Origin of the sequence: Nostoc sp., assembly GCF_036917635.1 — a bacterium.
In the GTDB taxonomy this organism is placed as follows: domain Bacteria; phylum Cyanobacteriota; class Cyanobacteriia; order Cyanobacteriales; family Nostocaceae; genus Nostoc.
Window position 1 is genome coordinate 68,453 of sequence record NZ_JBALCW010000099.1, and the last position, 14,261, is coordinate 82,713.

Annotated in this window: 11 protein-coding genes and 1 pseudogene; 6 read left to right on the plus strand and 6 right to left on the minus strand. The window is 41.1% G+C overall.

Annotated features, from left to right (window positions below):
* Window positions 1-344 precede the first annotated feature (344 nt).
* Window positions 345-1,856 carry a sensor histidine kinase gene (locus V7K32_RS24725; protein WP_334996908.1) on the plus strand — a complete coding sequence of 504 codons (1,512 nt, stop codon included), beginning with the start codon at window positions 345-347 and terminating at the stop codon, window positions 1,854-1,856.
* A gap of 325 nt (window positions 1,857-2,181) precedes the next feature.
* Here V7K32_RS24725 and V7K32_RS24730 read toward each other — a convergent pair whose 3' ends face one another.
* Both V7K32_RS24730 and V7K32_RS24735 read right to left on the minus strand, forming a co-directional pair.
* Window positions 2,182-3,261 (minus strand): tetratricopeptide repeat protein, encoded by a 1,080-nt coding sequence (locus V7K32_RS24730; protein ID WP_334996910.1) that lies wholly within the window; start codon window positions 3,259-3,261, stop codon window positions 2,182-2,184.
* Between the two features lie 97 nt (window positions 3,262-3,358).
* Window positions 3,359-3,988, minus strand: coding sequence for a sigma-70 family RNA polymerase sigma factor (locus V7K32_RS24735; protein WP_334996912.1), 630 nt, complete (start codon window positions 3,986-3,988; stop codon window positions 3,359-3,361).
* 196 nt (window positions 3,989-4,184) lie between these two features.
* On the opposite strand from V7K32_RS24735, the gene V7K32_RS24740 reads away from it, so the two are divergent.
* The 5 genes and pseudogenes from V7K32_RS24740 to V7K32_RS24760 form a co-directional block, all read left to right on the plus strand.
* Window positions 4,185-4,781, plus strand: a complete 597-nt coding sequence (locus tag V7K32_RS24740; protein ID WP_334996914.1) for a glyoxalase-like domain protein — start codon at window positions 4,185-4,187, stop codon at window positions 4,779-4,781.
* 413 nt (window positions 4,782-5,194) lie between these two features.
* A complete protein-coding gene (locus V7K32_RS24745; RefSeq protein WP_334996916.1) occupies window positions 5,195-6,115 on the plus strand; it encodes a bestrophin family protein in 921 nt (306 codons plus the stop codon).
* Window positions 6,116-6,233: 118 nt separating this feature from the next.
* The gene (locus V7K32_RS24750) at window positions 6,234-7,070 is read left to right on the plus strand and encodes an alpha/beta fold hydrolase (protein ID WP_334996982.1); all 837 of its coding nucleotides are present in this window, start codon (window positions 6,234-6,236) and stop codon (window positions 7,068-7,070) included.
* Between the two features lie 129 nt (window positions 7,071-7,199).
* A complete protein-coding gene (locus V7K32_RS24755; protein WP_334996918.1) occupies window positions 7,200-8,918 on the plus strand; it encodes a serine/threonine protein kinase in 1,719 nt (572 codons plus the stop codon).
* Window position 8,919: 1 nt separating this feature from the next.
* Window positions 8,920-9,012, plus strand: a pseudogene (locus V7K32_RS24760) (transposase); the annotation flags it as partial.
* A 232-nt stretch (window positions 9,013-9,244) separates the two neighbouring features.
* On the opposite strand, the gene V7K32_RS24765 reads toward V7K32_RS24760, so the two are convergent.
* The 4 genes from V7K32_RS24765 to V7K32_RS24780 all read right to left on the minus strand — a co-directional run bounded on the left by V7K32_RS24765 (window position 9,245) and on the right by V7K32_RS24780 (window position 14,147).
* Entirely contained in the window at window positions 9,245-10,033 is a 789-nt protein-coding gene (locus V7K32_RS24765) for an ABC transporter permease (RefSeq protein ID WP_334996920.1), read from the minus strand.
* A 60-nt stretch (window positions 10,034-10,093) separates the two neighbouring features.
* Window positions 10,094-11,077: an ABC transporter ATP-binding protein gene (locus V7K32_RS24770; RefSeq protein WP_334996922.1), complete on the minus strand. Its 984-nt coding sequence runs from the start codon at window positions 11,075-11,077 to the stop codon at window positions 10,094-10,096.
* A gap of 88 nt (window positions 11,078-11,165) precedes the next feature.
* Window positions 11,166-12,812: an ABC1 kinase family protein gene (locus tag V7K32_RS24775; protein WP_334996924.1), complete on the minus strand. Its 1,647-nt coding sequence runs from the start codon at window positions 12,810-12,812 to the stop codon at window positions 11,166-11,168.
* A 213-nt stretch (window positions 12,813-13,025) separates the two neighbouring features.
* Window positions 13,026-14,147 (minus strand): mannose-1-phosphate guanylyltransferase, encoded by a 1,122-nt coding sequence (locus tag V7K32_RS24780; RefSeq protein WP_334996926.1) that lies wholly within the window; start codon window positions 14,145-14,147, stop codon window positions 13,026-13,028.
* Between the last annotated feature and the right edge of the window lie 114 nt (window positions 14,148-14,261).

Sequence of the window (14,261 nt, forward strand, 5' to 3'; positions counted from 1 at the left end):
TAAAAACTTAGCAATATTGTTACAATTTTATAAATTCACCTACAAAAGAGTTATGTATTTGCTGTTGTTATAAAATTTTTAATGTTCTTTTGTATTTTTCCTTTAAACTTCACTGCAAATAGAATTTAACTCTTAAATAAAAGATGATGCCTGCGTAAAAGTACTTAATTTATTGAGGTTAATCGTTAAATATATTAAATTATTTTTCTAGAGAATTTTAGTATAAAAATTTTTCCGGTTAGAGCCGAATTAAGAGTATTTTGAAGGAAAATAATCGATAGTACCATATCTGTTTTATTCTTTGCTAACTCGCCTACCCAAAGCATTTTTCGCGGCATTGCAATATGTTTCAAGCGACTCGTCGCCGTCTGGCCCTTTGGTATACTACTGTCACTGCTGTATTACTACTACTGTTTGCCAGTGGCGTTTACTTATACGTCCGCAGTACACTGGTTGAGCGCATTGATGATACCCTTAACCATGTAGTAGAAATAGTGGAGCGTTGTCTCACAACAAGCCCCTGTGCATCTAAGCTCATATTTGAACCAATTAATGCTGATGCAGATAAATTTCGCATTAATGTAGAAGCCAGTTTTCGTGATAATACTGACACCGTAGAAGATGACCACATCGACCTAGAATGGTTTAGTCCGACTGGTGAATTACTTTGGTCTACGCTATCCGAACCCTTAAATATTCCTATTCATGCCAACCGCACTGGTGAAACTGTGCGCGTAGTAGTTAAGGGAGAGAAAGAAAAAGGCAAAGATGATAAATTCCTCACTCCAAACTCCCCACTCCCGTTCGGCTACGCTCACGGTAAGCCCACTCCAAACTCAGCACTTTTATTGCGACAAGTGACACAACGGGTGGAAGTGGGGCGGCAAGTATTAGGATATCTGCGTGTTAGTCATCCCTGGTTTGAAGTCACTAAACCCAGTCGCCAGTTAATTTTTGATTTGGCGCTAGGTATTGGGTTAATGGTGATTTGTGTGGGCGCAAGTGGCTGGTTTCTTTCGGGTAAAGCGATGGAACCTGTAGGCGAGTCTTACCAACGCCTCAAACAATTTACTGCTGATGCTTCTCACGAACTTAGAAGTCCGATTACTTTGATTCAAACTAATGTGCAAGTCGCCCTTGCTGACTTGGATTTAGCAGAGACAGAAGCGACTAATTCTTTGCAGTATCGGCAACAATTAAAGGTAGTGGAACGGTTAACACAGCGTTTGGGTAAGTTAGTTAATGACTTATTGTTCTTAGCACGACAGGATAGTGGTATTAGCAAAGAGACTTTTTCAACTTGTCCGCTTGATGCCTTGCTGATGGAGGTGGTTGAAGAACAACAATCGTTAGTCCCTGAAAAAAAAATCGCTCTTTCTCTAGACTTAGTTGATCCTTCCGCCTCCGAAACTAGCCCGGAATTACTGGAAAATTGGTTTACCCTTGTGGGCAATTGGGATCAACTGGTGCGGCTGTTCACAAACTTAATTGCTAACGCTTTGCATTACACTCCAGCAGGTGGACGGGTAAAAGTTGAATTGGCGCGGATAGAGGGAATAAATCGCGTTTCTGGACTACGTTATACCAGCGCCCAGTTGCAAGTTAAAGTGAGTGATACCGGAGTTGGAATTCCAGCAGAAGCACTACCACGGTTGTTTGATCGGTTTTATCGGGTAGATCCGGCACGGACTCATACAAGTGGGAATACAGCTACAGCCAGCGCTACTGGTTCAGGATTAGGATTAGCGATCGCTCAAGCTATTGTCGAACATCACCAGGGTCATATTCAAGTTGAAAGCACTCAAGGCATTGGCACTACGTTCACTATCACTTTACCAATAACCCTTGAGTCTTAATTCGGTAAGAAATATTTGTTTCCTGTGACAGATGCAGACAAGTGAATTTATTTACTAATTTATATAGCAAAATCTGCAATATTTAGCAATAAAATTGGTTAATAACATAATATTTATTGATTAGGTTTGTCAAACTTTAGAATGAGATATTATGTCTGATTTTTGAACCTCTAGTTAGAGATAAAAAATCGACTGAGTTGTTAAAAATTAGATGTATTCAGCATAAATCAGCCGTTAATTAAATTTACTATTTGAGAAATTTTTCTGTTTAAATCTGTCCCTCTCCGTATCGGAGAGGGATGAATTTGTGTTGTAAAAGTTATTCCTACTTGCGCTGAAACATTTTAGTTAGCTGATTTTGCAATTGCACTTCTTGTTTGCTATCTTCTAATGTCCGCGCCAATATAATCGCCCTTTCGTAAAAATTCCGAGCAGTTAGGTAATTACCTTGTTGCTTGTATAACTGAGCGTAAGACTCAAAAGATTTTAATTCTTCTCGCAAATTTTGCAATTCATTAGCAAGTGCTAAACGTTGCTCTAGTAAATCAAAAGCCCGTTCATAGCGTCCGACAGCAGTGTAAGCAGTAAGTAAACCGTCAATTGCCCGTAATTGATTAGTGCGATCGCGGTTCGTTTTTGCTATCTGCATTGCTCCCTGATAACTGCTAACGGTATCCTGATAATTTCCAGATGCTAGGTAGGCATCACCTAAATTATTTAAGGTATTTGCTTCACCGATGGCATCGCCAGTCTGACGGCGGAAAATTAAAGCATTTTCATACAATTTAATCGCCTTATTATAATCTCCTAACTTAGCAGTTAGTAAACCCAAATTACTTAAAGATAGTCCTTCTCCTTCAATGTTTTTGACACCCTGAGCAATTGCGAGTGCATCTTCAACAATTTTACCAGCAACAACAAATTCTCCTTGTTGCAGGAAAAATGTACTGATATTATTTAGCATAAAAATCTCAGATTGGAAGTCTTGGGTATCACGAGCGATCGCTAATCCTCGTCGTAAAGCATCTTCCGCCTCTCTTAAACTTCCAAGCTGCACATAAGCCTTTGCAAGCAAATTGTAGGTTAGACCTTGTGCTTTCAGGTCGCCAATTGAGTGATATAGTTCCAAGGCCTGCAAGCAAGACACAATCGTTTTATCGGCATATCCTGAAGCGTATTGTTCACCGATACTCAGCAAGCTATCTGCTTCATCTCTTGATTGTCGCCCAACGGAACTATTTAAAGGGCGGTGGAGTTGTTGCGTAATATCAACTGCACCCGCAGCTACAGGACTCAGCAAAAAAGTCAACAGTAAAAAGCTCTGTAAAAGTATTTGGGGACGAGAAATCGCACCTAGACAAATTAAGCCTACCTTTTGCCTGGGGAATACAAGCCGTTGTTTCATAAAAATTACCCCTAAAGTTGCGGGTTTAAGTAGAAGGTGTAAGAAAAAGGTTTAATTTTTTAATTGGAGACAAATAATATACGCGTTTACACTTAAATCATGATTGCAGTACATCTTCCCCAAAGTAGATAGAGCGGATATCTGTGGGTAATTTGTCCTCTAGCATACGATAGCCTTCCTGGAAAAAATTGGCTACTTCGCTTGGGGCGATCGCTTCTCCTTCGGCTTGTAGATAGGCGGCGATTCTAGTTTCGCTCCAGTGGAAAGTTTGAGCCATTAACACGATTAATCGCAAAACTGGTGGTAATTGGTCTAACGCCTGTTCTACATAGCACCATAGCGGCGGCGAAGTCGCTTGCAGAGAATAATGAATTGCTTCTGTGGGTGGTAGCTTAATCTCATTAATACAGAAAGCTGTCATATTAATTAACCAATTTTGCATGGTTAAGGTTTCCTGTCCTGATTCAGAGGCGGTTAAATTTAGTCCACCGAGTTCGTAGTAGATATGCCGCCAGGTGAGGGCAAACAGATAATCTGCCTGCACAGGCGATCGCGCCGAATGCCGAATTAAGGTATACACTATGGGACTATAGCGGCAAAAAATCACCGTAAAGTACTTTCCGGCATCTGGATTGCTCTGAAACAGAGTCAGTAGTTCATGGTCGCTATGATGGAACAGCGACTTCACCAGGGGGTGATTAGCTTCCGGAAAATGAGGAATTTGCATAAGCCTTTTGATTGATAGTTGTTAAAATAGTTTTAGGAATTGCACTCCGGTAGTTAATCGCATAATATCTTGGTGTTGCCCAGTTTGTAGCCCAAACTCAGACTACTTGAATATTGATAAACTAGAAACAAAGACTTAATTTTAGTCTTAATCGACAATCATAAAATCGGCTCTCTTATAGAATCCTTATTTGTTCATGGTTATAGCAGTTAGTGTGATATCGTTCCTCCTCAGTCCCCTTACATTAGGCTCCTTTCTGCCTTCCCTGCCCTTAGATAGCCTATTCTCCACTCAAGGGATTATGGTGATGCTGCTAGCAGCTTACGCTGGCGCAATGTGGATGTTCCTCACCAGTGCGCCAAAAGTACACACTGTAATGGTGTCGGATTTGGAGGTTGCCCGACAGTTGTATGAGGGGCTGCTAGATTTGCCAGCAGCTGAGGTGCCATTGCACTACTACTACAACTACGAACAAACTATCGGCGCAACTGGCATTGATCCACTATATATGTCTACTGGGCCGAGCTTGTCTAGCAAAATGATGAATAATGGCAACGATGGGCTGTGGTATCAATTGAAGAAAAACACCCAGCTACATGTGATTACTGGAGCGAGTTTAGGTAGCAAAAATCAGCAACGCCACGTTTGTTTTGATCATGACTGCCTGGAAATGATTTTAATGCGAGTCGAAGTGCGCGGTTTGAAATTCAAGATTCGCAACCAGAAGCCCCTGAATTTTTTGGTCAAGGACTATGAAGGGCGGGTTATTGAGGTGGCTGAAGTAGCGAATTAGTCGTTAAATTTTAGATTATTTTAGCTTGGGTGGGGTGCGATCATCGCTCCACCCAATATTTTTAAGTAGCTAGGTGTAAATAAATCAAAGTTTGTAATGAGGACTTTAGTCTTGATAAACCTTTGTAGTGAGCGATGAATCGCTCACTACAAAGGTTTATATGACTTACGCATTGACTAATTGAACAAATAATTAAACAAAAAGGTAATAGGCTGCTCCCCAGCCTTCCCCTACCTCAGCGGATTGTAACAGAAGGTAGCATATACTCAATTACCGCCAGCATATCTTGTGATCTTCGCAACAGTATTTATTACAGTATGCTGTTTGCCAATTGTGCTATTACTATAGTTATTAATTTTAAAGTATAGATATTTTATCTATCGGTTCACTAAATATTCTCTTAGGGTGACTACATGATAGGCGAAAAACTCACATGGCTACGCACTAAATTGCAACTTAAAGGTTCGGTTCTGAAAGCAATTTATAAACATATTTTATGGTGCGGAGCTTTCGGATTTTTTATTTCTATACTTTACCATTTTGATTTGCCTGTTTCCCAACCTATTTTAGGAAGTGTTATTCCTAGTATTGTTTTAGGTTTGTTACTTGTATTTCGTACTAATACTGCTTATGAGCGATTTTGGGAAGGGAGAAAATGCTGGGGTTCTCTAGTAAATAACACCCGAAATCTGGCACGGCAAATTTGGGTATCAATTGACGAAATTTCACCAGAAGATAAAGACAATAAAATTACAGCATTAAATTTATTGGTAGCTTTTGCTGTGACAACTAAATTACATTTGCGGGGAGAAGCAGTCAATAGCGAGTTAGAAGATTTAATGCCATCTAGTAAGTATATAAAACTGAAGATTATGAATAATCCCCCTATAGAGGTTGCCTTTTGGATAGGAGATTATTTACAGGAGCAGTATCATCGCAATTGCCTTAATAGTTACCAGTTAACATCTCTGCAAGAGTTATTGAATAATCTTGTGGATAATTTAGGTGCTTGCGAACGTATTTTAAAAACACCTATGCCATTAGCTTATGCGATTCATCTTAAGCAATTATTATTACTATATTGTTTACTGCTACCGTTTCAAATAGTGCATAGTCTGGGTTGGTGGACAGGTTTAATTGCTGCTTTGGTTGGTTTTACAGTATTTGGTATTGAAGCCATCGGCTTGGAGATAGAAAACCCCTTTGGTTACGACCCTAACGACTTACCTCTAGATGCGATTTGCGAGACAATGAAACGCAATATTGACGATTTAATTACTCTGACTCCAAATGCGCGATCGCATCTAAGTAATTTGACTTATGAGAAAAGTTGAGATGGGGAATAAATTACAAGGCTTTGTTATAGCTGTCAAGTCGCATCTGGTCGCGTCCATCTTCTTTCGCAGTAATATATAAACGCGAAACTATCTCTTCATTGGTGGATGTGCAATGATGCCTGTACGTCAAACATTATCAAAGCCTGATATTCAACTTTCTTACTTAGAGTGGAACCAAGGTCAAGAACCTTTACTACTGTTACACGGATTAGGCGACCATGCTCTAGTCTGGTCTAGTTTAGGAGATTACCTAGCAGCAGACTACCACATAGTTGCACCAGATATGCGCGGACATGGGCAAAGTAGTAAACCTGAGAAAGATTATAGCTTTGAAAGTGCGATCGCAGACCTCGAAGCACTAATGGATCATCTCGGATGGACTTTTGCCCATATTGTCAGCCACTCGTGGACAGGCAAATTAGCCGCCATCTGGGCAAGGCAAAACCCAAAGCGTTTGCGGAGTATAATTCTAGTCGATCCAATTTTCATCTGGAAAATGCCCAGCCTTGTCAGGGTAACTTTTCCCATGTTATATCGCTTCTTGCCTTTTCTCAAAAGCATGGGTCCCTTTGCCAGTTATGAAGAAGCCGAACAACAAGCACAGCAGTTAAAGCAATATCAAGGATGGAGTTCCTTACAACAGCAAGTTTTCCAAGCCGGAATAGAACAAAAACTCGATGGTAGTTGGGGCAGCAAATTTACTATAGCCGCCCGCGACGGAATTTTTGAAGCAGTAATGCAAGTGCCTGGTTTTACAATTCCCCTTCACACCCCTGCCATCTTCGTCCAGCCAGAACAAGGATTGAATCCCCAAGATTGGCAAATCCAACCCTACAAAACCTATCTTAAAAACTTACGCATCTGCCAAGTTCCCGGCAACCATTGGCCGTTTTTGACACAACCAGAGGCATTTAACCAAACTGTAGCAGCTTTCTTGGCAGAACACAGATAGAAAATCTCATAATTATTGGACGGGATTATCATACAGCAACAGAAGAATTAATAGGGACATTGGGCATTGGTTATTCTCCCATCTCCCCCATCTCCCCACTCCCCACTCCCCACTCCCCACTCCCCACTCATGAGCCTTTGTATCAATCCCGTTTGCCCTAAACCAAACCACCCGGATAATCATCAAAACCGCTTTTGTCAAAGTTGTGGTTCCCATTTGGAATTGCTAGGGCGTTATCGCGTGACGAGCCTGTTGAGTGATAAAACAGGGTTTAGTAAAGTTTATGAAGCTTATGAACAAGATACCCCTAAAATCCTCAAGATACTCAAAGAGGATTTATCAGGCGACGCCAAAGCAGTAGAACTATTTCAGCAAGAAGTAACTGTATTAGGACAACTTAAGCATCCCGGCATTCCCAAAGAGGATAGTTACTTCCAATATCAAACCCGAAATGGTTTAGTGTTGCATTGCATTGCAATGGAAAAAATTGGTGGATACAACTTAGAGCAGTGGTTAAAACAGCAGCAGAATTATCCTATTTCGCAGGAACAAGCTGTGGACTGGTTAAAACAATTGGTAGAAATTTTGGATTTAGTACATGGTAAACAGTACCTGCATCGAGATATTAAGCCATCTAATATCATGATTCGCTCTCCCCTTGCGAAGGGCTGGGGAGATTTGGTACTAATTGATTTTGGCACCGCCACTGAAATTGATAGAGCCTACCCAGACAAACTCAACAACGGTGACGGGATGACAGCACTGATGTCATCTGGCTACAGCGCTCCAGAACAAATGAATGCTCAAGCAGTACCCCAATCAGATTTCTTTGCCTTGGGGCGCACATTTGTATTTTTACTCACGGGATACCATCCTTTAGATATGTATGATATGCAGCAAAATTTATTGCACTGGCAAAATCATGCTATCCACATCTCACCCTTACTATTGAATTTAATTGATTCGCTCACAGCACCGGATATAGAAAAGCGTCCTGCCCATACTCAGCAAATTTTACAACGCCTAGAAGAAATTGAAACCAAGCTAACAGAAACTAATGCAAATATTGATTTAATAGGGGATTATAATATTGAGCAATTGCCACCACCAATTACTAAAACTTCATTTACTCCGCAGAAAAAGCCGGAAGAAGTACCACTACTAAAATTTTTTGCAGCATTGCTAGTGATATTAGGATTACTTAGTATAGCAGCCTTAGCAACGCGGACATCCAAATTTTCTATCATGCAAAATTACGGACAATCTCCCGAAAAAAAAGGCAATATTGATTATTTTTCTTATCAAGAAGGTAGGGATAGTCAGGGGAGGGTAGCCGAATTTAATGTAGCTGTTTTATCACTAAAATATAAATGGCTTTTAGGTAGCAATTTTCAAATTAAATATAATGATGAAATTATTAGTCTAGACCTTTTAAAGTTGAACTTAGAACAAGAAGGTATACAGAATATAATGCAAGACCCTAGTGAGATTATTTCTGTAGGCATTTCTTGTAAAGGTAATATAGAAGTTCAACAGCGAATGGCTCTAGAACGTTCAAAACAAATCCAATTTTTAGTAAAAAAAATATTTATTAATACACCAAGCATCAAAGGTTATCGTATATTAAATTTGGGACAATTTAAACAAAGTGATTGTCAGGCAAATCAAGATTTAACTAAATATCAGAGAAGTATTATAATCATTGGTGTTAAAAAACAATCACCAGGTGTAATTCTTGATGAAGCACTACGGGATAGGTTAGAAAAGAAGCCTTTTGCTGATTTTAAGTTAGAAGATTATTCTTTGGGGAGGGCAGAAAACTTTAAGACAATACCGAGTAATTTATAAAATCTCTATTCTCAAAGGAGGTGCAAAAGAATCCACTGTGCAACGGGCATTGCAAATTCTCTACGCTGATGAGCAATTGAGCCAGTTAAAAACTAAACCACGTCTATCTTAAAACCTATAGTTCTTGCTTGATGAAAAGGATTTGCCCTCATCCCCCAATCCCGAATCCCAAATCTGGGATTCGGGGAGCCAGAATTTCAAACTCCCTCTCCCAGATTTAGGAGAGGGATTTAGGGAGAGGGTAAAAACTACTCTGCGCGGTTTGACGCAAAGCTGTACTTAACCAAATCATTGGATGGGATTTTTTTAATTGAATGTTAAATTATTTAAGCTCCCATCCCAGAGTACCGCTTTAAACCTGCACGCCAAAGCACGCGATTCGCACCCAAAAACACTAATATCCATCCCACCATTGACCCAAATCCTCGCCCAATATCTACAGGTAGCCCTACCAAAAGACTCGCAGGAAAATTAATCAAATAGGGAAAAGGCGTAAACATCACTATTTTCTGCACAGGTTCTGGAAAGACCTCTAAAGGTGCTATCAAACCAGATAAAAATAGATAAAATAATAACCAAAAATTTTCTAACGCGCTAGCCCGTTCTGTCCAAAAGGCAAACATGGCAAAGGTGTACTGAATCGTAAACCGCAAAGCAAAAGCTAGCACCACCGCCAATGTAAATAGCAAAAATCTACTCAAACTTGGTAACCAAAAAGCTTGGGGATAAAGAATAAAAAATAATCCCACTAATAGTAAAGCAAACGTTAGCCGAACAAATCTTTCAGAAACATGACCCGCAACATGATGCCATACTGGGTCGAGTGGTTGTAGCAACTTGGGCGAAAGCTTGCCTTCCACTACCTCTGTTTCAAAGTCCCAAATTACCCAAACAACTGTTAATTGTCTAATGACGAAAACTGTGATAAAGTAACGAGCAAAATCTACAGGTGATAGCCCAAATTGCCCGCCTTGTGCTGCCTGTATCCAGATACCCATAAGGATAATCGGCAAAGACCCAGCCAAAACCCATAAGATTAGTTCTGCTCGATACTCAAGCATGTAGGCGTAGTATACTGACAGCAAAGTTAAGGCTTTTCTGATTATTCGCTTCATTTATTCACTTACCGCTACAAAAATTACCCACTCTTGTTACAGACGCGATTAATCGCGTCTCTACTCCACAACACCTGCCTGAAACACTCGTCCAATTACTTCCTCTACAGGCGGTTCGGTAACTGTTAAGTCAATTACCTCCAAATCCGTCAAAATCTTAGAAACGGTGCGGGTGAGCGCCTCTCTAGATACCATAAAATGCACCGATCGCCCTTCTAAGAGTTGCACATCACCATAGGTCATAAGTTTTTCTCTCGGTAGAGGTTGGGCTAACTCTATATGGACTTCTCGGTATGGAGCAAAACGTTGTAGTAGTCCATCTAAACTACCGTCATACATCAGCTTTCCCTCGTGAATCAACAGCACTCGTTGACATAAAGCTGTGATATCAGCCATGTAATGACTCGTCAACAGCACTGTAGCTTGATAGCGCTGATTGTAGTCGCGTAAAAAATCGCGCACCGCCACCTGAGCATTTACATCTAGTCCCAGTGTTGGTTCATCTAGGAATAATACGTGAGGACGGTGCAAAAGTGCTGCTAGCAATTCCGCCTTCATTCGTTCACCCAAAGATAGCTTCCGTACTGCTTGGGTAAGTTTGCCTTCTAGCGAAAGCATCTCTGTTAGTTCTCCCACCCGTCGTTGAAACTCTTTATCAGAAATGTTGTATACAGCAGCATTAATTCTCAAAGAATCCAGCGCTGGTAAGTCCCAAATTAACTGCTGCTTTTGCCCCATTACCAAGGTAATTTTTTGCAAAAATGCTTCTTTGCGATGAAACGGAGTTTGTCCAGCAACTTTGACTGTACCGCTAGAAGGATGAATCAGCCCCGTGAGCATTTTGAGTGTGGTAGTTTTACCAGCACCATTTGGCCCTAAAAACCCCACTATTTCACCAGGGGCAATTTCAAAGGAAATGTCCTGAACTGCTTTAATTGAGCGGTAGGTGCGGCGAAAAAAGTGGTTTATTGTACCTTTAATACCCGGATTTTTAACTGCTACCGGATAAGATTTACTCAGATTTTCCGCAATGATGATTGGCATATTTTTTATATTAGAAATTCAATTTTAGATTTTAGATTTTAGATTTTTCCTTCAATCCAAAATCCAAAATTCAAAATCTAAAATGGTTTTACCGTAAACGTCCCGATCGCAATGTACTAATAATTAACCACAAACCCAATAAACTGGCGACGGCAAACAGGCTAGTGCTTAAAAAAGATAGCTGTGTTGTCTGCGCTCTGGTGGATATAATTGCTGCACCCATAATCAGTGAACCGACTAAAATACTAAAAGATAGTCGGTTAGCTGCATCGTCCATAGTGCGGCGCACGCCATCTAACCCCCGCAGCGATAAATTCCACTGTAAGGTTTCTGAAGTAACCCGGTCTAATAATAGTTCAATTTGCCGGGGAGATTGCAGAGACAGACTTTTAATATCTAAGGCTGTGCGTAATAGCGATCGCACTGGATTATCGCCTAATAATTGCCGCCGAAACAAGTCTGTAATTAATGGTTTTACTTCATCAAAAAAGTTAAGCTCCGGGTTGAATGTCCGCGCTACACCTTCTAAATTCGCTAGGGTTTTGGCATACAAACCCATATTACTAGGTAATCTAATTTTATTGTTGCGGGCAACTTGTAAAACTTCATAAATTATCTGACTGAAGTTTATTTGCGTTAGGCTGACATTATGATATTTTCGCAACATGCGATCGTAATCATTTTCTAACCGCGACAAAATTACTGGTTGAGCAGAATCTGAGAGTTGCAAAGTTAATTGAGCGCACCTTTGAGCATCTAAATCAACGATCGCTAACAACATCTCTGTTAATATCTGCTGTGTGCGCGGATCAAGTCTTCCCACCATGCCACAGTCTAAGAGGGCAACACGACCATCTTTGAGATAAAACAAGTTTCCTGGATGCGGATCTGCGTGAAAAAATCCATCAATATATAGTTGCTGAAAAAATACCCGAAATAACAAAGTAGTTATTTCTTTACGCTCTACAGCAGGGTCTTTACCATTATTGTTGTTGTCCAAATCCGCCGATAAAAATGGCACCCCATCCAACCATTCCATCACCAGTAATTTTGCTGTGGTCAATTCCCAGTTAATTTCCGCAACTACTATTTGTGTGGGATCGTACCAGCGACTCTGAGATAAGTTACGCCGTAGTTGGTCTGTAAAACCCGCTTCCCGGGTAAAATCTAACTCGGCTTCTAGAGCTTTGGTAAATTCTTCGGCGATGGATTTGATTTCGTAAGTTTGCCCAAACTCAGTTCGCGCCACTAAATCGGCAATACCTTGAATTAAAGCAATATCTTGGGCAATAGTCAAATCAATTCCCGGACGTTGCACTTTCAGAGCGACTTCTCGACCGTCTATTAATGTAGCGCGATGTGTTTGAGCAATTGATCCCGCCGCTACTGGGATCGAGTTAACTGTGCTGAAGGTTTCTGCTAGTGGAAGTTTTAATTCTTTACGGAGGATTATTTCTATCTCTGACCAAGGAACAGGCGGTACTTCGTCTTGTAGAGTTGATAGTTCCTCAATATAGGCGGCGTTTAGTAAATCGGGACGGGTAGAAAGTAGCTGACCAAGTTTAACATAAACTGGCCCCAAGTCTACCAGGATATTTTTTAAAACCGCAGGTGTAGGTAGCTGGGGTTCATCAGCTTTACCACCAGTAAGTAACCTTCGCATATAGTCCCAGCCATTGCGAAGGAATACTTCCAGAATTTCTCGTTGACGAGGAACAGTTTGGGTGAGGAACATTTTTGAGGTGGGGAGTGGGGAGTGGGGAGGTGGGGGGTAGGGAGTGGGGAGTAGGGAGTAAGAATTTTAGATTTTGGATTTTGGATTAAATTTGAATCTAAAATCGTTAATCCAAAATCTAAAATTGAATTGCCCAATGCCTCATTCGCAATTCCCAAAGTCAAGTTATAATGGGAAAATAGGCTTTTTCGCCTCTACCAAGGGTTTTAACTTTTATAGCAGGTCGGTAAATCGGGAATCGCTTTGGAGAATTTTGAGGATCTGCTTGATTTCCTGGGTACGTTCTTTTTTAACAACGAGGGTGACATTGCGATCGCGCACAATCACCACGTCCTCTAAACCAATTGTAACAACTACATCCTCTGGATTTGAGGCGTAAATAATCGCCCCCCGAGTATCTAGCCCTACGTGCGTAGCAAGTTCTACATTGGGATTCTCTTCTGTCTTGAGTAAGCGTTCGATCGCATTCCAATCTCCTAAATCATCCCAACCAAAATCAACTGGCAAAACGTATGCTAGAGTTGTCTTTTCCATTAGCGCATAGTCTATACTCTTCTTAGGCAACTGGGGATAGATATCAGGGCCATGTTGTTCTAAAGGTTCGATAATTTCTGGCGCATGGGTATGTAATTCCTTGAGAATAACCCCTGCCCGAAAAACGAACATGCCACTATTCCAGCTAAAGCGTCCCGTAGATAAAAAAGTCTCCGCCGTTTCACGGTTGGGCTTTTCTGTAAAGCGGTTGACGTGATAAGCTGGCAACTCATTAAAGCTACCTATTTTTTCACCTTGTTCAATGTAACCGTAACCGGTTGATGGAAAAGTAGGCTTGATCCCCAGTGTAACGATCGCTGCTGTGCTTGCTGCTAGTTGCGTAGCCGCGCTTAATGTGTGTGCAAACGCCTCTTGGTCAGCAATCCAGTGGTCAGCAGGGAAAAAGCCAATAACAGCGTCTTCTCCATAGCGCTGTTTGATTTCCAAACTTGTCCAAGCAACGGCGGCGGCGGTGTCTCTTCCTTCCGACTCAATCAATAAGTTCTGAGATGGTAGATGGGGTAATTGTTGTCTTACCCCTTCAGCTATCTGACTAGAAGTAATTACCCACAAGGAATCCCACCCCCAAGGGGTTCGCCAGTCGCCTGTTGCGGGAGAGTTTCTTGCAGCGCTGGACTCACCGCCACCGAGTTCAATCAATCGATCGGCGGTTGCTTGTAATAAACTTCTAGAGCTACCATCAAGACTTAAAAATTGCTTGGGTCGGTTTTTGCGACTCAGGGGCCAAAAACGTTCACCTTTACCACCAGCAAGGATTACGGGGAACAATAAAGTATTCATGTTGTCATACAGGCTTACCGAAGAACATTACAAGTTTACAGTGAGCTTTTCCACTGGCAATATTTGTAGCTTGGATTAACATACTTTTAGGGAGTGGTTGAGTGGGGAGATAAT